Here is a 19032-nt window from a genome sequence, read left to right on the forward strand (position 1 = left end):
AATTGAAATGCATTCCCCTGTGGGAGCTGGCTTGCCTGCGATAGCGGTGTTACAGGTTCGGCGCAATCACCTGGCACAACCGCGCTACCGCCTCCAGCATCTGCCCACTCGGCCGTTCCAGCCCCTTGTCCGGCACCAACCGTACCCGAGCAGCCATCATTGGCCATGCCTTCCAAGCGTCCTTCTGAGCCTGATCCCCTACCAGGATCACCTCCGGATCACGCGCCAGCACCGACTCAATATTCACCTGCGGCGCCGGCAACTTCAGGTCATCAAACACATTGCGCGCCCCGCACACACTGAGGGCATCGCTGATGATCTGCCCACCGCCCACGGTGTACAGCGGCTGGTTCCACACTTGGTAGAACACCCGCAGCGGCTCGGCCCGCCGGTAGCGCTGGCGCAACTCGGCCAAGCGCTGGCGCAATTGTGCGGCACGCTCGCGCCCCGCCTCAGCTCGGCCCAATTGCTCGGCAATGGCTTGCACCTGAGTGGTCAGTTGTTCAAGGCTGTGGGGTTCGGCGACGTACACCGGGATGTTCAACCGCTGGAGCTGCTCGCGCTGGGCCGGGCCGACGCTGCCAGGCCACAGCAGGATCAGGTCGGGCTTGAGGCTGAGCAGGCGCTCCATGTCCAACTGGCCGTAGCGCCCGACCGAGGGCACCTTCGCCAACGCCGCCGGGCGGTCACCACCATCAAGCACGCCGACCAGCAAGTCCTCGGCACCCAGTTCAAGCACGATTTCAGACAGTGACGGCGCCAGGCTGACAACTCGCTCGACCGCCCAGCCCTGGGCACTGAATACCAGCAACAACGCCAGCCAGTAGCGCTTCATCCCAACTGACGCGGTATGCGATAGAGGTAGAACAGCACCAGCGTCGACAGCGCCAACAGAAACAGCGGCACCGCCTCCAGGCCGACGAACACCGCCAGCGCACCGATCCAGGCCGGTAGCGCTGCAACCAGCAACGCCGTGCGCCGACGCGCCGCCAGGGTGATCCAGGCTGCGGGCTCTTCAGCAGTATCAAGGGCTTTGGCGGTGGCGATCAGCGCGTGTTTATAGGCATGAAAATAACGCAGGCTGAGAAACATCGAGGCCACGCCGGCGATGAAAAACGGCATGGCCAAGACGGGCAACAAGGATTCAGCACGGCCAAACAGCAGGTTGATCACGAACAAGGGCAGCAATGCCAGGGCCAGGTACTGCCACCAGTTGAAGGACAGTCGCCGTTTCACCTGGCCACGGGTCACGCGCGGTCGACCTCGCCCTGGTGCTCGTTGCCCATCATGTGGTCGAGCTTGCTGGCTTTGGTGGCCAGGTAGAGTTTGTTGTGCGGGTTGTGCCCAGTGTGCAGCGGCACACGCTCGGCCACGGTGATGCCCATCTCGGTCAAGGCTTTGACCTTGCGGGGGTTGTTGGTCATCAGGCGCAGGGATTTGACCCCCAGGTGCTCGAGCATCGGCAGGCAGATGGCGTAGTCGCGCTGGTCGGCAGCAAAGCCCAGGCGCTCGTTGGCCTCGACGGTATCGGCGCCGCCGTCTTGCAGCTCGTAGGCGCGGATCTTGTTCAACAAGCCAATGCCCCGGCCTTCCTGACGCAAGTACAGCAACACGCCACGACCTTCACGGGCGATGGCCTGCAGTGCGGCCTCCAGTTGCGAGCCGCAGTCACAGCGCTGGCTGAACAGCGCATCGCCGGTCAGGCACTCGGAATGCACACGCCCCAGCACCGGCTCACCATCGGTGATGTCGCCGAGGCTGAGCACAACGTGCTCGCGCCCGGTGGCTTCTTCAAGAAAGCCGTTCATGGTGAACGTGGCAAAAGGGGTAGGCAGCTTGGAAGCGGCGACGAAAACGACGGGCACCGTGTGCTCCTGATTTCAGATTTCACAGAGGCGGGCATTGTAACAGCACGTTCCTACAGACGCTTAAGCTGAATTATCGCTGATAAAGATCAATAGGTTCGATTGGCCTTCGAGTCAGTTCTATGGGCGTCAGAACGGATACGGCTGTTTCCAGCGCTCGAAAATCGCTTTCAACTCACCGGTCTTGACCAGGCTGGCCAGACGCTGGTCATACACGCCCATCAATGCCCTGCCGCGCTCGGTGTCGGCAAAACCTATGTAGAGCGGCAATTCAGCGATATGGGTGAGCTTGAATGGTGTCGGGTCTTGGGACTGACTGAGCACGTATTGGGCTTCGGTGAGAGCATCGATATAGAAATCGGCGCGACCGTGTTGCAACATCGGCAGAATGCCGTCACGCCGCTCGATCTGGTTGAAGCGCTGCACATTGGGCAGGTAACCCTCGTACTTGTAACCACGCACCCAGGCCAGGCGGTACTTGCCCAGGGTCGCCAACGTCGGCGTGGGTGCAGTGGCCAGCCCGAGGGCGTAGACATGATCGGCGTCGAAGTTCCAGCGCGGGTACAGCACACCACTGGCCTCCTCGCGATAGGTGCCGACACACCCATCCACCTCACCACGCTGGGCCAGGCCGATCGAGCGGGTGTAGGGCACGCTGCGGGTGTGCACGGTGATGCCAGCCGGTTCAAAGACTTGGCGCAACACGTCCCAGGCCAGGCCGCTGCCATCTTTGTTGGTGTAGTCGTTCCATTCCTCACTGGCCAGCACGATTTTGCCGGGCACGGGAGTGCTCGCCTGGGCCAGGGAAGCGAAGGTACACAGCACGATCAGCAGCCAGCGGCATGCAGCCATGGTCACGGCCTCTTACTCGGGATAATCGTCTAAAGGGTAGCGCAGACCGCCGGCTTAGGGCGTCTGGCGAAAATGCTGGTAGCCACGCACGGCCGGGGTGATGTCCTGGCCGTTGCCGTCGAGCAGCGTCACGCCCTGCCCCGCTTCGACGCGGCCGACCACATGCACTGGCCAGCCAGCGGCCTGCAACGGTGCCAACTGGGACGGTGGCAAGGTGAACGCCAACACATAGTCGTCGCCCCCGCTCAACGCCGCCACGTGAGCCTGGTCTTTACCGACAAACGCCAGCAAGGCCGCAGACAACGGCAACCGCTGACGCTCAACCACCAGGCGCACCGCTGACGCCTTGGCGATATGCCCACAGTCGGCCAACAGCCCATCGGAGATATCCATGGCTGCTGTCGCCTTGCCCCGCAACGCCAGCCCCAGGGCCAGCTGCGGTTGCGGCGACCAGTAATGCGCCAGCAGCGGCTCGGCGATTGCTGCGTCAGCCGTGCGCTGCCCCAATACCAGCGGCAAGGCGCCCGCAGCATTGCCCAGCTCGCCGCCGACACACAGCAAATCACCCGGCTGAGCACCGCTGCGCGTCAAGGCCTGGCCAGCCGGCACACGCCCGAACACGGTCAGGGTGAGGCTCAGCGGCCCACGGGTGGTATCGCCGCCCACCAAGCCTACGCCGCAGCTTTGCGCCATGGCGTTCAAGCCTTGGGCATAGCGTTGCAGCCAATCAGCTTCGACGCTCGGCGTGGTCAGGGCAAGGGTAAAGGCGAGGGGGTGGGCGCCCATGGCGGCCAGGTCGCTCACCGCTACGGCCAGCGAGCGCTGGCCGAGCAGGAACGGGTCACAGGGGTCGGCAAAATGCACGCCAGCCACCAGCGTATCGGTGGAGACTGCCAGTTGCTCCCCGGCGGGAAGCGCCAGCAAGGCGCAGTCGTCGCCGATCCCCAGGGCAATGCCTTCGCCGCCTTGCGCACAGGGCGCGGCGGCGAAGTAAGTGCGGATCAGCTCAAACTCACCCATTGAAGACTCAAGCGCAGGTTAGCGCTTGTGTTCCTTCACTTCGGCTTCACGCAGACGCGGGGCCAGTTTGTCGAGCACGCCGTTGACGAACTTGTGGCCGTCGGTCGAACCGTAGACTTTCGCCAGTTCGATGCCTTCGTTGATCACCACGCGGTACGGCACGTCAACGCGCTTGAGCAGTTCCCAGGTGGACAGGCGCATTACGCACAGCTCAACCGGGTCGAGTTCTTCGATGGTCAGGTCCAGGCAAGGCGCCAGGGCTGTGTCGATCTCGCTCAGGTTGGCGTGCACGCCGTGCAGGATGTCGTGGAAGTAGCTCTGGTCGGCGAAGGTGAAATCGTTATCGACGCGAAACTGTGCCTCGATTTCGTTCAGCGAAGCGCCTGCCAGGTGACGCTGGTACAGCGCCTGGGTCGCAAGTTGACGCGCCTTGCGACGCTTCTCGCTCTTGGACGGCTTGCCGGCATCAGCAGGACGCGGCTCCTGAGGGTTGAACTGATCGCTTTCGTCGGAAATCACTTGGCCTCCAACTGCGACAGCAGGCTGACCATTTCCAGGGCGGACAAGGCAGCTTCGGCGCCTTTGTTACCGGCCTTGGTGCCGGAACGCTCGATGGCTTGCTCGATGGAGTCCACGGTCAGTACGCCGAAAGCGACTGGTACGCCGAACTCCATGGACACCTGGGCCAGGCCCTTGGTGCATTCGCCGGCCACGTATTCGAAGTGCGGGGTACCGCCACGAATCACTGCGCCCAGGGCGATGATCGCCGCGTATTCACCCTGCTGAGCAACTTTTTGCGCAACCAGTGGAATTTCGAAGGCGCCAGGCGCGCGGATAAGGGTGATATCGCTCTCGCTCACACCGTGGCGAACCAGGGCGTCAACCGCACCGCTTACCAGGCTTTCAACCACGAAGCTGTTGAAGCGGCCAACCACCAGGGCATAGCGGCCTTTGGGGGCGATGAAGGTACCTTCGATGGTCTTCAGGGTCATTCGACAAATCTCTTAAAGAGCCGGGACGCGAAAAGTGCGTCCCTCAGTGATGATTTAACCGCGAACAAGGGGCAAGAATCGCCGGCCTTTATTCGGAGGGCACGTATTCTACAACTTCCAGGTCGAATCCGGATATCGCATTAAATTTCATCGGTGCGCTCATCAGGCGCATTTTGCGCACACCCAAGTCGCGCAGGATCTGCGAACCGGCACCGACGATGCTGTAGGTGGTCGGCTTTTTCACCGGCACGGCATCAGCGGTTTCGCGGATATGCGCCAGCAACACATCACCATCCAGCGGGTGACCGAGCAACAGCACCACACCGCTGCCCGCCTCGGAAACCGCGGCCATGGCGGCGCGCAGGCTCCAGCGGCCCGGCTGCTTGACCATCAACAGGTCACGCAGGGGGTCCATGTTGTGCACGCGTACCAGGGTCGGTTCTTCGGCGCAAATGTTGCCCAGGGTCAGGGCCATGTGCACGTCGCCTTCCACTGAATCACGGTAGGTCACCAAATTGAATTGGCCCAGTTCGCTGTCCAGCGGCTGCTCGGCAATCCGCTGAACGGTACGTTCGTGGATCATGCGGTAGTGAATCAGGTCGGCGATGGTGCCGATCTTGAGGTTGTGTTCGGCAGCAAAGGCTTCGAGTTCAGTACGACGGGCCATGGTGCCATCATCGTTCATCACTTCGCAGATCACCCCGCTTGGCTCGAAACCGGCCATGCGCGCCAGGTCGCACGCGGCTTCGGTGTGGCCGGCGCGGGCCAGGGTACCGCCCGGTTGGGCCATCAGCGGGAAGATGTGGCCCGGGCTGACGATGTCTTCGGCCTTGGCGTCTTTGGCAGCAGCGGCTTGCACGGTGCGGGCGCGGTCAGCGGCGGAAATGCCGGTGGTGACGCCCGTGGTGGCTTCAATGGATACGGTGAACTTGGTGCCAAAACCCGAGCCATTGCGCGGCGCCATCAGGGGCAGCTTGAGCAATTCGCAGCGTTCGCGGCTCATGGGCATGCAAATCAGCCCACGGGCGTGCTTGGCCATGAAGTTGATGTGCTCGGGCTTGCACGCCTCGGCGGCCATGATGATATCGCCTTCGTTCTCGCGATCTTCGTCATCCATGAGGATGACCATCTTGCCTTGGCGGATGTCTTCAACCAGTTCTTCGATGCTATTGAGCGCCACGCGGCACCCCCTTGGTCAGGATTTCAGGTAGCCGTTAGCGGCCAGAAAACTTTCGGTGATGTTACCGGCTGCAGGCTCTGCGGCCTTTTCGCCCAACAACAGGCGCTCCAGGTAACGGGCAAGCAAGTCCACTTCCAGGTTCACCCGGCGGCCCGGCTGGTACGAGGCCATGATGGTTTCGCTGAGGGTGTGGGGAATGATGGTCAGTTCAAATTCGGCGCCATTCACGGCGTTCACGGTCAGGCTGGTGCCATCGACGGTGATCGAGCCTTTGTGGGCGATGTACTTGGCCAGCTCTTTGGGCGCGCGGATACGAAATTCCACGGCGCGGGCGTTTTCGCTGCGGGCGACCACTTCGCCGACACCGTCGACGTGGCCGCTGACCAGGTGACCGCCTAGGCGCGTGGTCGGCGTCAGGGCTTTTTCCAGGTTGACCGGGCTGCCGGCCGCAAGATCATTCATTGCGGTGCAGTCCAGGGTTTCCCGGCTGACATCGGCGGCAAAGCCGTTGCCCGGCAGCTCGATGACGGTCAGGCACACGCCGCTGACGGCGATGCTGTCGCCCAGCTTGACGTCGCCGAGGTCCAGCTTGCCGGTTTCAACCAGCAGGCGGACATCGCCGCCTTTGGGGGTCATTGCACGGATGCTGCCGATGGATTCGATAATGCCGGTGAACATTTCGTTCTCCTGAAAACGAGAGGCTGGCGCTTAGGCGCAGGCCGGGAATTATACGCTCGCTGCTGGGACGGGGATGGCAGTGACTCGCCAGTCGTCGCCCACAGCGCGCATTTCGGTGATCTTGAGTTGGGGGGCGTCGGCCAACTTCTCAAGCGGCCAATCCAGCAACGGGCGGGCAGCGGAGCCGAGGAACTTGCCGGCGATGAATATCACGTACTCATCCACCAGGCCTTGCTGGGCAAACGCGCCCGCCAGGCTTGGGCCGGCTTCCACCAACACGTCGTTGACGCCACGGGCAGCCAGGGCGACCAATGCCGAGCGCAGGTCCACCTGGCCTTCCACGCCCGGTACTACCAGGCACTCGGGGCCACGGGGGAACTGGTTCTCCGGGGTGACGCAGGTGATGACCAATGCCGGGCCGGCCTTGAAGAACGGCGCGTTGAGCGGCACCCGCAGGCGACCATCGATCAACACGCGCAGCGGCGGGCGCGACATGGCCAGGGCGGTGGTTGCTGCGTCCAGGCCCAGTTCGGCGGCGCGTACGGTCAAGCGGGCGCCGTCGGCCAGTACCGTGTCGGCACCGGTCAACACCACACTGGCTTCGGCGCGCAGGCGTTGCACCGCAGCACGGGCGGCGGGGCCGGTGATCCACTGGCTTTCGCCGCTGGCCATCGCCGTGCGACCGTCCAGGCTCATTGCCAGCTTGACCCGCACAAACGGCAGGCCGTGTTCCATGCGTTTGAGGAAGCCGGGATTAAGCGCCCGCGCTTCGGCTTCCAGCACACCGCTGCGCACCTCGATACCCGCTTGAGCCAGGCGCTGCATGCCCCGCCCGGCCACTTCCGGGTTCGGGTCCTGCATGCCGGCCACCACCCGCGCGACGCCCGCGGTCACCAGCGCATCGGCGCAGGGCGGCGTACGACCATGATGGCTGCAAGGCTCAAGGGTGACATACACCGTCGCGCCACGGGCCTTGTCGCCAGCGGCGCGCAGGGCATTCGGTTCGGCATGGGGTTCGCCGGTACGCTCATGCCAGCCTTCGCCGACAATCTGCCCGTCACGCACGATCACGCAGCCAACCCGCGGGTTGGGGTGGGTGGTGTACAGGCCCTTGCGCGCCAATTCGAGGGCGCGGGCCATGTAGTGGGCGTCGAGCACAGCCTGTTCAGAGGTCATTGTTTGGAGGGCTCACGGGCCAGGCGGTCGATCTCTTCGCGGAACTCATTGAGGTCCTGGAAGCGTCGATACACCGAGGCAAAACGGATATAGGCGACTTCGTCGAGCTTTTGCAGCTCGCCCATCACCAACTCGCCGACCACCAGGCTCTTGACCTCGCGCTCGCCGGTCGCCCGCAGCTTGTGCTTGATGTGTACCAGCGCCGCTTCCAGGCGCTCGACACTCACGGGGCGTTTTTCCAGGGCGCGCTGCATACCGGCGCGCAGTTTTTCTTCGTCGAAAGGCTGGCGGCTGCCGTCGGACTTGATCAGACGGGGCAACACCAGTTCGGCGGTTTCGAAGGTGGTGAAACGTTCACCACAGGCCAGGCATTCGCGCCGGCGACGCACTTGGTCGCCCTCGGCGACCAGACGCGAGTCGATGACCTTGGTGTCGTTGGCACCGCAGAAGGGACAGTGCATGGTTGGCAGGCAACAAAAAATGGGAGGGCCATGGTAGCGCATCCCTGTGGCAAGACAAGCCATAGCCTTTACGGTATATAGGCAGGCTTATATGTTTCATATTTTTAAGCCACGGATTTTGTCCTTTCTGGAGCCGTACATGCAGTTACGACCACTCGTTCTACTCAGCCTGTTCAGTTTTCTGGTCGCCTGCAGCAGCGAAGCCCCCAAGCCGGCCGCGCCTCAACCGACACCAGCGCAAGAGAAAAAAGTCCCGGGCATTGAAGACCTCGGCCCCCTGCCCGCCTATCAGCGCGAAATCAGCGGCAGCCTGACCAACGTGCCGGCCGGCGCCGAAGTCGAGATGGCGCTCTTGGTGATCGACGACCGTTCACGCCCGCAGCAACTGCTCGCCAGCAGCGTACTGAGCGGCAACGGCAAGCCCCTGGCCTTCCGCCTGCGTTTCAACCCTGAAGCTTTTCCGGCAGGAGCGCGCGTGGAATTGCGCGGTCGCGCCAGCCAGTCCGGCCAGTTGATCCTGCACCTGCCTGCCGTGCGCGTCACCCAGGCGATCACCCAGAGCACCGGCCCCCTGCAACTCGTCAAGGCGCCATGACGCCACCGCTGGGCCTGCAACACGCCTTGAGCGCGTTGATTGGCGATGCGCAATTGGTGCCCTGCCCGTTGCCGGGTACCGCGTTGTCGTTTTGGCTGCTGGACGCCGACAACATGGACCGCGCCTTCAGCCAGGAAGAAACCCGGCGCATTCTGCATGAGCCGCCCTACTGGAGCTTTTGCTGGGCCAGCGGCCTGGCATTGGCGCGTTACCTGGCAGCGCATCCCGAGTGGGTCGCCGGCAAACGCGTGCTGGATTTCGGCGCAGGTTCGGGCGTGGCCGGGATCGCTGCCGTCAAGGCTGGCGCCCTGGAGGTGGTGGCCTGCGACCTGGACCCACTGGCCTTGGCCGCTTGCCGTGCGAATGCCGAGCTCAACCAGGTGGCGCTGAGTTATTCGGCAGACTTTTTTGCCGAAGCCGACCGCTTCGACCTGATCCTGGTGGCCGACGTGCTCTACGACCGCGCTAACTTGCCGTTGCTGGATCAGTTCCTGACCCGCGGCCGCGAAGCGCTGGTGGCGGATTCGCGGGTACGGGACTTCCAGCATCCGGATTACCGGCGGCTGGAGATCCTCGAGGCTTTGACCCTGCCGGATCTGGCCGAGCCTTGGGAGTTTCGTAAGGTGAGCCTGTACCATTCGCGGCGTGCTTGAGGCCATCGCGGGCAAGCCCTAATGCCAGTCAGTTAAGGTTTTTTTGTAGGAGCGAGCTTGCTCGCGAAAAACTCAAAGGCGCCGCGTTCATTCAGCAAGCACGCGTTATCGTTGACGTTTTTCGCGAGCAAGCTCGCTCCTACAAAAGGCGATGACCGCTTAGCTGACTGGCATTAGGGCAAGCCCCGCTCCCACGAGGGATGCATTTCAAGGTGGGCTTTCAGCCAACCTCGCCAGCCCTTATAGTTGCCCCCATTCCCGCTTTTTTCGAGATGCCCCATGAGTGAGCCCACGCCGTATATCTTCGACGTCACCACCGCCAGCTTCGACCAGGCCGTTATTCAGAACTCCTTCGAAAAGCCCGTATTGGTCGATTTCTGGGCCGAGTGGTGCGCACCCTGCAAAGCACTGATGCCAATGCTGGCGAAGATTGCCGAGAGTTATCAGGGCGAGTTGCTGCTGGCCAAAGTCGACTGCGAAGCCGAACAAGACATCGTGGCGCGTTTTGGCATTCAAAGCCTGCCGACGGTGGTGCTGTTCAAGGATGGCCAACCGGTGGACGGTTTTGCCGGGGCACAGCCGGAATCGGCAGTACGGGCAATGCTGGAACCCCATGTGCAGATGCCGCCACCGGCTGCGGCGGACCCGCTGGAGCAGGCTCAGGCGCTGTTCAGCGAAGGGCGCATCAGCGAGGCCGAAGCGCTGCTGGTGCAGTTGTTGGGCGAGGACAACACCAACGCCGCCGCCCTGATCCTGTACGCACGTTGCCTGGCTGAGCGCGGTGAGCTGGGTGAAGCCCAGGCCGTACTCGACGCGGTCAAGAGCGACGACCACAAGGCCGCGCTGGCCGGGGCCAAGGCGCAAATCACCTTCCTGCGCCAGGCTGCGGACTTGCCGGACGCCGCCGAGCTGAAAAGCCGTCTGGCGCAAAACCCGCAGGATGACGAAGCCGCCTATCAGTTGGCGATCCAGCAACTGGCGCGCCAGCAATACGACGCGGCGCTGGAAGGTTTGCTCAAGTTGTTTATCCGCAACCGCAGCTACAGCGAAGGCCTGCCCCACAAGACCTTGCTGCAGGTGTTCGAATTGCTGGGCAATGATCACCCGCTGGTCACGGTGTACCGCCGCAAGTTGTTTGCCGCGCTGTACTAACCCAACCGTGTAGGAGCGAGCTTGCTCGCGAAAAACGACAACGATAACGCGGGCATCCGGAATGAACGCGGTGCCTGAGGGTTTTTCGCGAGCGAGCTCGCGCCTACAAAGGGCCGACCCAGGTGTAGAGCGGGGTGTCGCCGCCGCTGGCCACCTTCACGTTCGCGCTGTGGCGCAGGCGCACCAGCAGGCGCTTGCCCGCCCCGGCATCGCCAGCCAGGCCTTCGAGTTGGTCGAGCAATTCCAGGCCATTGAGTTGCCCGGCCTTGCGCAGTAAATCCTGGGCGTTCTGCCACAGGTCTTCGTTCTGTTTGACCGGTGCCGCAGTGGGCGCGCTGGGCGTTGGCGCGGCCTGAAGTTGTGCGCCCAATCGCGCCCAATCGCCGTCGTCCAGCTCCAAGGTCAAGTCCACCGGCAGGTCGCCGATGGTTCCACGAATTCGCAACATCGTCCTTACTCCTGCATTTTTCTGACGGGCATGCTCCCACGCAGCTTGCGCAACACCAAGCGGGCGGTCAAACTCTCGGCTCAATTGTTATAAGATCACATAACAAAACTTTCATCCTGGAGCCCTCTCATGCGCCGTTTGCTGCTCGCTTTGCCGTTTGCCCTGCTGCCTCTGGCTGTCGCTCATGCCCATGAAGACCATGACCACGAACACGGCAGCCTCGGTGCCCATGAACATGGCGTCGGGCGCCTGAATGCCGTGCTGGACGGCCAGGCCCTGGAGCTGGAACTGGACAGCCCGGCCATGAACCTGGTGGGTTTCGAGCATGTAGCCACCAGCGCCGCCGACAAAGCCAAGGTCGCCGCCGTGCGCAAACAGCTGGAAAATCCATCGGCCCTGTTCAACCTGCCCAAGGCCGCAGGTTGCGTGGTCAGCAGCCAGGAACTCAACAGCCCGTTGTTCGGTGACAAACCAGAAGCCGAGCATGACGACGATGACCACGCCACCGACGGCAAAGGCGCCGCCGCCCACAAGCATGATCACGACCACAGTGAAATCCACGCCCATTACCAGTTCACCTGCGCCACACCGGCGGCCCTGGGCAACCTGGACTTGAGCCAGGTGTTCAAGACCTTCCCCGCCACCCAGAAAATTCAGGTACAACTGATCGGCCCGAGCGGTCAGCAAGGTGTTGACGCGACAGCGACCGCAGCCACTCTGAAGTTCTGAGTTCACATGACCCAAGCACTGATCGAACTGTCCGACCTGGGCTTCAACTGGCCCGGTCACCCGCAGTTGCTGGACATCCCCGCGTTCCGCCTGGAACCCGGGGAAACCTTGTTCCTCAAGGGCCCAAGCGGCAGTGGCAAGACCACTTTGCTGGGGCTGTTGGGCGGTGTGCAGAAGCCCAGCCAAGGCAGCATCCGCCTGCTCGGCCAGGAGTTGACCGAACTCTCGGCCGGCGCTCGTGATCGCTTCCGTGTGGACCACACCGGCTATATCTTCCAGCAGTTCAACCTGCTGCCGTTTCTGTCAGTGCGCGAGAACGTCGAGCTGCCTTGCCACTTTTCCAAGCTGCGCGCGCAACGGGCCAAGCAGCGCCACGGCAGTGTCGACCAGGCCGCTGCGACCTTGCTCGCACACCTGGGTTTGAAGGATCCAAGCCTGCTGGAACGCCGTGCCGATTCGCTGTCCATCGGCCAGCAACAACGGGTGGCCGCTGCCCGAGCGCTGATCGGCCAGCCGGAGCTGGTGATCGCCGACGAACCCACCTCGGCCCTGGACTACGACGCCCGCGAAGCCTTCCTGCAGTTGCTGTTCGCAGAATGCCGCGAAGCGGGCGCCAGCCTGTTGTTTGTCAGCCATGACCAAAGCCTGGCGTCGCTGTTCGACCGCAACCTGTCGCTGGCCGAACTCAATCGCGCCGCCATGCCCGCAGAGGTTTGAGATGTATCTGTTCCGTCTAGCCATGGCCAGCCTGGCTAACCGCCGCTTTACCGCGATCCTCACCGCGTTTGCCATCGCACTGTCCGTCTGCTTGCTGCTCGCGGTGGAGCGTGTGCGCGTCGAGGCGCGCAACAGTTTCGCCAGCACCATCAGCGGCACCGACCTGATCGTCGGCGCTCGTTCCGGCTCGGTCAACCTGCTGCTGTATTCGGTGTTCCGCATTGGCAACGCCACCAACAACATCCGTTGGGACAGCTTTGAGCACTTCGCCGCCAGCCCACAAGTGAAATGGGCGATCCCGATGTCCCTCGGCGACTCCCACCGCGGCTACCGGGTGATGGGCACCAACGAAACCTATTTCGAGCACTACCAGTACGGGCGCAAGCAAAATCTCGAGCTGGCCAGCGGCCGTGCCTTCGCCACCGACCCGTTCGAAGTGGTGCTCGGCGCCGAAGTGGCCGACGCCCTGCATTACAAACTCGGCGACAAGCTGGTGCTGGCCCACGGCGTGGCGGTGGTCAGCCTGGTCAAGCATGACGACAAGCCGTTCACGGTGGTGGGCATTCTCAAGCGCACCGGCACGCCGGTGGACCGCACGCTGCATATCAGCCTCGGCGGCATGGAAGCGATTCATATCGACTGGCACAACGGCGTGCCGGCCCAGGGCAAAGGCCGCATCAGTGCTGACCAGGCGCGCAATATGGACCTGACGCCGCAGGCCATTACCGCGTTCATGCTGGGCCTGAAAAACAAGATTTCCACCTTTGCCTTGCAACGGCAGATCAATGAATTCCGTGGCGAGCCGATGCTGGCGATCCTGCCCGGCGTCGCGCTGCAAGAACTGTGGAGCATGATGGGCACTGCCGAAAAAGCCTTGTTTGTGATCTCGCTGTTCGTAGTACTGACCGGTTTGATCGGCATGCTCACGGCGATCCTCACCAGCCTTAACGAGCGCCGCCGCGAGATGGCGATCCTGCGTTCGGTGGGCGCGCGGCCTTGGCACATCGCAACGCTGCTGATCTTCGAAGCCTTCGCTCTGGCCTTGTCCGGCGTAATGGCGGGCCTGGGGTTGCTGTACCTGTGCATCGCCGCCTCGCGGGGTTATTTGCAGGCCAATTACGGCCTGGACCTGCCGATGTCGTGGCCGAGCGAATATGAATGGACGTTGCTCGCCGGTATCCTGGTAGCCGCCCTGTTGATGGGCAGCGTGCCCGCGTGGCGCGCCTACCGCCAATCTTTGGCCGATGGCCTGTCCATCCGTTTATGAGGAAGGCTTCGATGCGTCGTGCCCTGTTTGCCCTGTTGTTGTTGATGGCCGTGCCTGCCTGGGCGCAGGAGCAGCCCAAGGATTTGTCCTGGCAGGAGATGATCCCGCCGGATGCGCCACCTGAAGTGCCCAATATGAAGCCGCTGCACGACCTGTCGAACATGGCCGATGCCTTGTCCGCCGAAGCCGCGCCTGCGGCCAAGCAGGACATGCCCAACGCGCCGGTGGTACAGAGCCTGGATGGCCAGCACATTCGCCTGCCGGGGTATATCGTGCCGTTGGAAGTCAGCGAAGAAGGCCGCACCACGGAGTTTCTGCTGGTGCCGTATTTCGGCGCCTGTATCCATGTGCCGCCACCGCCGTCGAACCAGATCGTGCATGTGAAAAGCGAGGTGGGTGTAAAGCTCGATGAGCTGTATCAACCGTACTGGATCGAAGGCGCGATGCAGGTCAAGCCATCGTCCAGCGAGTTGGCCGACGCGGGTTACCAGATGGATGCCCAGAAGATTTATATGTACGAGCTGGAGGAATAACCCCACCAGCAAACACACCGAAGATCCAAATGTGTGCGGGCTTGCTCCCGAAGACGGTGTATCAGTCACTGAGTCTTTAACTGAACCACCGCTATCGCAGCATAGGTATCTACACAACGCTGTAACGGTGGACGGTAACCACGATGCGAAGCGAGCCGCTCTTGATCTTGATCTGCTTTTGATCTTAGGCGCCCCGTTAAACCACGCTGGCCGGAATTCGACAGGGATTTGGGGGGTAAACCGGCAGGGATGCCGGTTTAGCCGCCCCGCGCCATGGATGGCGCGTGGCGGCGGCCCCCCAAATCACTGGCGGATTACGGGCACACCGAGCCTAAGCGAGGTGCCGAGTGGTGGGGCAAGAGCGTTTTGCTTACTTTTGCGCTTTTCAAAAGTGAGCCGCCGTCAGGGCGGAACCCTAAGTGGCCGTTACCGCAGGAATGGATATGTACACAACACAACTGTGTTGACTGCCAGGCTGCCTTCGCGAGCAAGCCCGCTCCCACAGTTGGATCGTGGGGTGCCAGGTAGATAGGTGTCGGCTGTAAGACCGTCTTCGCAGGCAAGCCAGCTCCCACAGGTTTAGATCAGTGGCGCAAGTGACTGATCGCCCTTTCATTGAGCTGAGTCAAAAGACCGAACGGAACGATCTTTACCATTGGACGTACAACTTTTAAACGTCCTTTGGAGCTCCCATGAACAAGTCTCTGCTCGGCGCGTCCCTCTTCGCGCTCGCCCTCGTCGCCCCCGTCGCACACGCTCACCAGGCGGGCGATATTCTGGTTCGCGCCGGTGCAATTACCGTGAACCCGAAGGCCGACAGCAGCAGCGTCAAGGTTGACCAGGGCCCGCTGGCCGGCACCAACCTGGGCGGCAAGGCGACCATGAGCAGCGACACCCAATTGGGCTTGAACTTCGCCTACATGATCACCGACCACGTCGGCATCGAATTGCTAGCGGCCACGCCGTTCGAGCATGACGTGAAGATCAAGAACACCGCCCTGGGCGCCGCCAACGGCAAGCTCGGCACGCTGAAGCACCTGCCGCCGACCTTGAGCGTCGTGTACTACCCGCTGGATCACAAATCCGCGTTCCAACCGTATGTGGGCGCCGGTATCAACTACACCTGGATCTACGACGAACACGTGGGCAGCCGTGCCGAACAGGCTGGTTTCAGCAACTTCAAGGCCGAGAACTCCTGGGGCTGGGCTGCACAGATCGGCGCCGACTACATGATCAACGACAAGTGGATGATCAACGCCCAGGCGCGCTACATCGACATCAGCACCAAGGCGACTGTGGATAACAACGCGCTGGGCCAGGGCACTCGGGCCAAGGTCAATGTGGATGTAGACCCGATGGTTTACATGGTGGGTATCGGTTACAAGTTCTAAGTCCGATATAAGCCACACCGCATAACCCATGTGGGAGAGGGCTTATGTGGGAGCCGGGCTTGCCCGCGATGCAGACACCTCGGTGTATCAGTGATACCCAGGTGATGCTATCGCAGGCAAGCCAGCTCCCACATAAGTCCCCTCCCACTTTTGGTTTTGGGGGTGTCAGCTGTGGCGGTAGAAGCGATCCAGTAGCGCCGGCAAGCCTGCCCGCCATGCCCGTGGCTTGATGCCAAAGGTATGCAGGATTTTCTTGCAGGCCAGCACCGCATGCTGCGGTTCATCCGCCGCATCCGGCCGTGCTGCGTGAGCCTGGGCGGTGGGGGACTCGATGGCGAGCGGATGGAAGTTGCGCGCTTCAGTGAGAATCGCCTGGCCCAACGCCAACGGCGTGGTCGCCTCGTGGCCGGCGTAGTGGTAAGTGCCCCACAGTGGCGCGGCGCAATCGAGTTGCTTGAGCACCGAGATAATTACCCGTGCGGCGTCGTCCACCGGCGTCGGGTTGCCACGACGGTCGTCGGCCATCAACAGCTCATCCGGTTTTTCAGCCCGGGCCAGGAAGCGCCCGAGCGTGCCGTCGACGCTGTCATCCAGTAGCCAGCCAAACCGCAGCAGCACATGCTGCGGGCAGGTGGCGCGCACGCTTTGTTCGATGCGCCACAACGCCTGGCCGCGCAGGCCCAGGGGCACCGGCTCGTCTTTCTCGCTGTAGGCGGTGGCGCGGGAGCCATCGAACACGCGGTAACTGGACGGCTGCAGCAGGGTGATGCTGTGATGCTGGCACAGCTCGGCCAGGCGTTCGATGGCAAATTCCTGGGCGGCCAAGCGGGATTCGCTCACGGCTTCGGCCTGGAACCAGTCGAAATAGTAGGCGAGGTTGATCAAGGCATCGGGACGGGTGTCGTCGAGCAATTGGGTGAGGCTTGCGGCATCCCAGCCGTCTTGGGGCGGTTTGGGGGCGAGGAAACCGATGTCTTCCTCCGCACCGAGGCGAATCAGCGCCTGCCCGAGGGCATTCCCGCCGCCCAGTAACATAAGGCGCATTCGCATAGATTGAGCAGGCCCGGTCTGTTTGGAACGATGGTTATTATCGACAGGCGCGTGTGCGCTGTCATAGGTCATTGCCAGAATCGTTGCATTTTGCGGGCTTGTAGCGCAACCGTCACGGATTAAGTGTCTTGACGTCGGGTTCGGCGGCCTCCTGTTTCAGTGCCGTGCGGGGTGCGAGCAACAGCTGCTGTGGATAAGTCTGGGCGAAGTGCACCGCCTCACAGTTATCCACAAGCTTTTTCAGACGCTGGTTAAACGCACGGCTGACCGCGTATTGGCCACCCGACACGGTGCGGAACTGCGCGGTGAGCACCACGCCATTGAGGTCCATCTTGTCCACCCCGAACACTTCCAACGGCCCTTGCAGGTTGTACTTGAGGAACACATCGTCGCGGATCGACTGGCCGGCTTCGCGGATCAGCTCCACGGCCTTGTCCACGTCGGTGTCGTAAGTGAACTGCACCGAGAAAAACGCATAGGCGAACTGACGGGACTGGTTGGTGACCGCCTTGATCTGCCCGAACGGCACCGAATGCACAAAGCCCTTGCCGTCGCGCAGGCGCAGGGTGCGGATGGTCAGGCCTTCGACGGTGCCGGCGTGGCCGGAGTCGAGCACCACCCAATCGCCGATGGACAGGGTGTCTTCGATAATGATGAACAGGCCGGTGATCACGTCCTGCACCAGTTGCTGGGAACCGAAACCGATGGCCAGGCCCACCACCCCGGCGCCCGCCAGCAACGGCGCGACATTGATGCCCAGGTTGGCCATGGTGGTGATCGCGCAGATCACCACCAGGATGATCTTCACCGCATTGCGCAACAGCGGCAGGATGGTTTTGACTCGGGTACTGGGCTGGCGACTGGAGCGTTTATTCACCGGTGGTTTGAGGGCTTCCTGGATCGCGGTGTCAAGCACCACCCAGAACAGCCAGGTCACCAACAGGATCAGGCCGATGCTGCTGAGGGAGTCACTGATGGCCCGGCCCACGGAGTTGCGCTGGGCGAATTCGAACAGCGAGACACCCCAGATACGCCCGAGTATTTCGATAAACGCGATGGCCATGACGATGCGCAAAATCGCGTGCAGCAAACTCAGGAAGCGTTCCTTGTAGGCGCTGCTGCGTTGGATCGACACCTGGCTGCGGGACTTGAACAGATGTTGCAGCACGGTGCTGAGAAACACCGTGCCGATCAGCAACAGTGTAGTGAGCAGCGCGCAGCGCAGGGCCTCTTGGTTGTCGTCACCGGCGCCAATCAGGTTGACCGCCGAGACCAGCACCATCAACAGAATCGGCCAGTACCAGAGCCCGGAAAACACCCGCAACGATTGTTGCAATGCCGGGTGCTTGAGGCGCTGGGCCAGCGGTCGGTTGCGGATCAAATGGGCCACCGGGCGACGCAGGCGTACCACCAGCACGCCAAAGATGACCGCAGCAAACAGGCCGGTAAACACGGCGATGCTGCTGGTGATATTGCCGCCCAACTGACGAGCGATTTGCGGGCTGGTCAACGCATCGCTGAGGGCCGCGAGAAAGCCGATCAGGAACAGCGGCTTGGGGCAATAGTCACGAATGATCTGCACGGCAGGCCGCTTGTGCCCGACGTTAAACATCACAATGACGCACAGCAGCAACGATGTGGAAAAGATGCCACTGCTGGTGGCGTAGGCGAAACACAGCGCCAGGGCTCGGCCGACAGACGCGGCTAAAAAGTGACTGACATAAAGGGTCAACGGCAGGCAGATCAGCGCTGGAATCGTGTAGGGCACCACATAGCCCAGCAAGCCTTGCAGCCGTTGACGCCGCGCAAGGAATGGGCGACGGCTCGCGCGTTTCACAACCAAGCGCCCCAGCATCGTCAGCACAGCAAAGGCACCGACCCACACGCCAGACAACAGCAGGAAATCGCCGGCCACGCTCCACGGCGAGCGTGCGGTGGTCTGGTCCACCAGGCGCCCTACTTCGTCTGCGGCGCGGTCGGCCCGCAGGCGCCAGGCGTCAATGAGGTTCTGGTTGAGGTCGAGCTTGTCTTGCACGTCATCAATACTGGAACTGATGGCCCCCAGCAGCCCGCCTTGCACCAGCAGTTCCGGCTTGGCCGGGGCCTCGTTGGCCGGCGCGGTGGCCGCGGCTTGCAGTGCGCCGTTACCGCAAAGCAGCAACGCACCGAGCAGTAATGCAGTCTTTAGATTCAGCAAAACAGCGAGCTCCTTCAGCAGGGTCTGTAAGGAACTGACGGGTTTAGGCCTTGATCGTTCCCCGCATGGGCGATGC

Annotated in this window: 22 protein-coding genes; 8 read left to right on the forward strand and 14 right to left on the reverse strand. The window is 62.3% G+C overall.

Going from position 1 to position 19032, the window contains the following annotated elements:
- Positions 1–49: 49 nt before the first annotated feature.
- From ACWHXD_RS27845 to nrdR, 11 genes are all read right to left on the reverse strand, one after another.
- Positions 50–835: a cobalamin-binding protein gene (locus ACWHXD_RS27845; RefSeq protein ID WP_138761834.1), complete on the reverse strand. Its 786-nt coding sequence runs from the start codon at positions 833–835 to the stop codon at positions 50–52.
- Positions 832–1251 carry an MFS transporter gene (locus tag ACWHXD_RS27850; RefSeq protein ID WP_098950234.1) on the reverse strand — a complete coding sequence of 140 codons (420 nt, stop codon included), beginning with the start codon at positions 1249–1251 and terminating at the stop codon, positions 832–834. Before ACWHXD_RS27850 ends, ACWHXD_RS27845 begins: the two co-directional genes overlap by 4 nt.
- Positions 1248–1865: a GTP cyclohydrolase II gene (gene ribA, locus ACWHXD_RS27855; protein WP_003194569.1), complete on the reverse strand. Its 618-nt coding sequence runs from the start codon at positions 1863–1865 to the stop codon at positions 1248–1250. Before ribA ends, ACWHXD_RS27850 begins: the two co-directional genes overlap by 4 nt.
- 129 nt (positions 1866–1994) lie before the next feature.
- Positions 1995–2717 carry a substrate-binding periplasmic protein gene (locus ACWHXD_RS27860; RefSeq protein ID WP_078803914.1) on the reverse strand — a complete coding sequence of 241 codons (723 nt, stop codon included), beginning with the start codon at positions 2715–2717 and terminating at the stop codon, positions 1995–1997.
- A gap of 54 nt (positions 2718–2771) precedes the next feature.
- On the reverse strand, positions 2772–3737 hold the full coding sequence (thiL, locus tag ACWHXD_RS27865; RefSeq protein ID WP_138761833.1) for a thiamine-phosphate kinase: 966 nt from the start codon (positions 3735–3737) through the stop codon (positions 2772–2774).
- A gap of 18 nt (positions 3738–3755) precedes the next feature.
- Entirely contained in the window at positions 3756–4256 is a 501-nt protein-coding gene (gene nusB / locus ACWHXD_RS27870) for a transcription antitermination factor NusB (RefSeq protein ID WP_098950231.1), read from the reverse strand.
- Positions 4253–4729 (reverse strand): 6,7-dimethyl-8-ribityllumazine synthase, encoded by a 477-nt coding sequence (ribH, locus tag ACWHXD_RS27875; RefSeq protein ID WP_003194576.1) that lies wholly within the window; start codon positions 4727–4729, stop codon positions 4253–4255. Before ribH ends, nusB begins: the two co-directional genes overlap by 4 nt.
- A gap of 88 nt (positions 4730–4817) precedes the next feature.
- Positions 4818–5909 carry a bifunctional 3,4-dihydroxy-2-butanone-4-phosphate synthase/GTP cyclohydrolase II gene (gene ribBA / locus ACWHXD_RS27880; RefSeq protein ID WP_003194579.1) on the reverse strand — a complete coding sequence of 364 codons (1092 nt, stop codon included), beginning with the start codon at positions 5907–5909 and terminating at the stop codon, positions 4818–4820.
- 15 nt (positions 5910–5924) lie between these two features.
- Entirely contained in the window at positions 5925–6587 is a 663-nt protein-coding gene (locus tag ACWHXD_RS27885; protein WP_047711880.1) for a riboflavin synthase, read from the reverse strand.
- Between the two features lie 48 nt (positions 6588–6635).
- A complete protein-coding gene (gene ribD / locus ACWHXD_RS27890) occupies positions 6636–7763 on the reverse strand; it encodes a bifunctional diaminohydroxyphosphoribosylaminopyrimidine deaminase/5-amino-6-(5-phosphoribosylamino)uracil reductase RibD (protein WP_499084904.1) in 1128 nt (375 codons plus the stop codon).
- A complete protein-coding gene (gene nrdR, locus ACWHXD_RS27895) occupies positions 7760–8224 on the reverse strand; it encodes a transcriptional regulator NrdR (RefSeq protein WP_019818855.1) in 465 nt (154 codons plus the stop codon). Before nrdR ends, ribD begins: the two co-directional genes overlap by 4 nt.
- Positions 8225–8363: 139 nt before the next feature.
- Between nrdR and ACWHXD_RS27900 the strand changes: the two genes are divergently transcribed.
- From ACWHXD_RS27900 to trxA, 3 genes are all read left to right on the forward strand, one after another.
- The gene (locus ACWHXD_RS27900; RefSeq protein ID WP_003194586.1) at positions 8364–8819 is read left to right on the forward strand and encodes a YbaY family lipoprotein; all 456 of its coding nucleotides are present in this window, start codon (positions 8364–8366) and stop codon (positions 8817–8819) included.
- A complete protein-coding gene (locus ACWHXD_RS27905; protein ID WP_138761831.1) occupies positions 8816–9472 on the forward strand; it encodes a class I SAM-dependent methyltransferase in 657 nt (218 codons plus the stop codon). Before ACWHXD_RS27900 ends, ACWHXD_RS27905 begins: the two co-directional genes overlap by 4 nt.
- A 279-nt stretch (positions 9473–9751) precedes the next feature.
- Positions 9752–10624: a thioredoxin gene (gene trxA / locus ACWHXD_RS27910; protein WP_032895094.1), complete on the forward strand. Its 873-nt coding sequence runs from the start codon at positions 9752–9754 to the stop codon at positions 10622–10624.
- A gap of 103 nt (positions 10625–10727) precedes the next feature.
- Here the strand turns inward: trxA and ACWHXD_RS27915 are convergent, their stop codons facing one another.
- Positions 10728–11072 (reverse strand): hypothetical protein, encoded by a 345-nt coding sequence (locus ACWHXD_RS27915; RefSeq protein ID WP_032895093.1) that lies wholly within the window; start codon positions 11070–11072, stop codon positions 10728–10730.
- 129 nt (positions 11073–11201) lie between these two features.
- Here ACWHXD_RS27915 and ACWHXD_RS27920 point away from each other — a divergent pair, with 129 nt between their 5' ends.
- The 5 genes from ACWHXD_RS27920 to ACWHXD_RS27940 all read left to right on the forward strand — a co-directional run bounded on the left by ACWHXD_RS27920 (position 11202) and on the right by ACWHXD_RS27940 (position 15709).
- Positions 11202–11801 (forward strand): DUF2796 domain-containing protein, encoded by a 600-nt coding sequence (locus tag ACWHXD_RS27920; RefSeq protein WP_078803919.1) that lies wholly within the window; start codon positions 11202–11204, stop codon positions 11799–11801.
- Positions 11802–11807: 6 nt separating this feature from the next.
- Complete coding sequence (locus ACWHXD_RS27925) at positions 11808–12518, forward strand: ABC transporter ATP-binding protein (RefSeq protein ID WP_044269070.1); 711 nt, start codon at positions 11808–11810, stop codon at positions 12516–12518.
- A 1-nt stretch (position 12519) separates the two neighbouring features.
- Positions 12520–13785, forward strand: coding sequence for an ABC transporter permease (locus ACWHXD_RS27930; RefSeq protein ID WP_138761830.1), 1266 nt, complete (start codon positions 12520–12522; stop codon positions 13783–13785).
- A gap of 11 nt (positions 13786–13796) precedes the next feature.
- Complete coding sequence (locus ACWHXD_RS27935; RefSeq protein ID WP_032895087.1) at positions 13797–14318, forward strand: DUF3299 domain-containing protein; 522 nt, start codon at positions 13797–13799, stop codon at positions 14316–14318.
- A 692-nt stretch (positions 14319–15010) separates the two neighbouring features.
- Positions 15011–15709, forward strand: coding sequence for an OmpW/AlkL family protein (locus tag ACWHXD_RS27940; protein WP_014720136.1), 699 nt, complete (start codon positions 15011–15013; stop codon positions 15707–15709).
- A gap of 165 nt (positions 15710–15874) precedes the next feature.
- Here ACWHXD_RS27940 and ACWHXD_RS27945 read toward each other — a convergent pair whose 3' ends face one another.
- Together ACWHXD_RS27945 and ACWHXD_RS27950 are read right to left on the reverse strand one after the other, a co-directional pair.
- A complete protein-coding gene (locus tag ACWHXD_RS27945; protein ID WP_032897752.1) occupies positions 15875–16759 on the reverse strand; it encodes a sugar nucleotide-binding protein in 885 nt (294 codons plus the stop codon).
- A 112-nt stretch (positions 16760–16871) separates the two neighbouring features.
- A complete protein-coding gene (locus ACWHXD_RS27950; protein WP_098950223.1) occupies positions 16872–18956 on the reverse strand; it encodes a mechanosensitive ion channel family protein in 2085 nt (694 codons plus the stop codon).
- Between the last annotated feature and the right edge of the window lie 76 nt (positions 18957–19032).

The sequence above is a fragment of the Pseudomonas fjordensis genome, from assembly GCF_976987115.1.

Bases quoted from the DNA above. Each gene is read 5' to 3' on its own strand.
- ACWHXD_RS27845 (WP_138761834.1), bottom strand. From the start codon at position 835: ATGAAGCGCTACTGGCTGGCGTTGTTGCTGGTATTCAGTGCCCAGGGC.
- ACWHXD_RS27860 (WP_078803914.1), bottom strand. From the start codon at position 2,717: ATGGCTGCATGCCGCTGGCTGCTGATCGTGCTGTGTACCTTCGCTTCC.
- thiL (WP_138761833.1), bottom strand. From the start codon at position 3,737: ATGGGTGAGTTTGAGCTGATCCGCACTTACTTCGCCGCCGCGCCCTGT.
- ribH (WP_003194576.1), bottom strand. From the start codon at position 4,729: ATGACCCTGAAGACCATCGAAGGTACCTTCATCGCCCCCAAAGGCCGC.
- ACWHXD_RS27885 (WP_047711880.1), bottom strand. From the start codon at position 6,587: ATGTTCACCGGCATTATCGAATCCATCGGCAGCATCCGTGCAATGACC.
- ribD (WP_499084904.1), bottom strand. From the start codon at position 7,763: ATGACCTCTGAACAGGCTGTGCTCGACGCCCACTACATGGCCCGCGCC.
- nrdR (WP_019818855.1), bottom strand. From the start codon at position 8,224: ATGCACTGTCCCTTCTGCGGTGCCAACGACACCAAGGTCATCGACTCG.
- ACWHXD_RS27900 (WP_003194586.1), top strand. From the start codon at position 8,364: ATGCAGTTACGACCACTCGTTCTACTCAGCCTGTTCAGTTTTCTGGTC.
- ACWHXD_RS27905 (WP_138761831.1), top strand. From the start codon at position 8,816: ATGACGCCACCGCTGGGCCTGCAACACGCCTTGAGCGCGTTGATTGGC.
- trxA (WP_032895094.1), top strand. From the start codon at position 9,752: ATGAGTGAGCCCACGCCGTATATCTTCGACGTCACCACCGCCAGCTTC.
- ACWHXD_RS27915 (WP_032895093.1), bottom strand. From the start codon at position 11,072: ATGTTGCGAATTCGTGGAACCATCGGCGACCTGCCGGTGGACTTGACC.
- ACWHXD_RS27920 (WP_078803919.1), top strand. From the start codon at position 11,202: ATGCGCCGTTTGCTGCTCGCTTTGCCGTTTGCCCTGCTGCCTCTGGCT.
- ACWHXD_RS27925 (WP_044269070.1), top strand. From the start codon at position 11,808: ATGACCCAAGCACTGATCGAACTGTCCGACCTGGGCTTCAACTGGCCC.
- ACWHXD_RS27930 (WP_138761830.1), top strand. From the start codon at position 12,520: ATGTATCTGTTCCGTCTAGCCATGGCCAGCCTGGCTAACCGCCGCTTT.
- ACWHXD_RS27935 (WP_032895087.1), top strand. From the start codon at position 13,797: ATGCGTCGTGCCCTGTTTGCCCTGTTGTTGTTGATGGCCGTGCCTGCC.
- ACWHXD_RS27940 (WP_014720136.1), top strand. From the start codon at position 15,011: ATGAACAAGTCTCTGCTCGGCGCGTCCCTCTTCGCGCTCGCCCTCGTC.
- ACWHXD_RS27945 (WP_032897752.1), bottom strand. From the start codon at position 16,759: ATGCGAATGCGCCTTATGTTACTGGGCGGCGGGAATGCCCTCGGGCAG.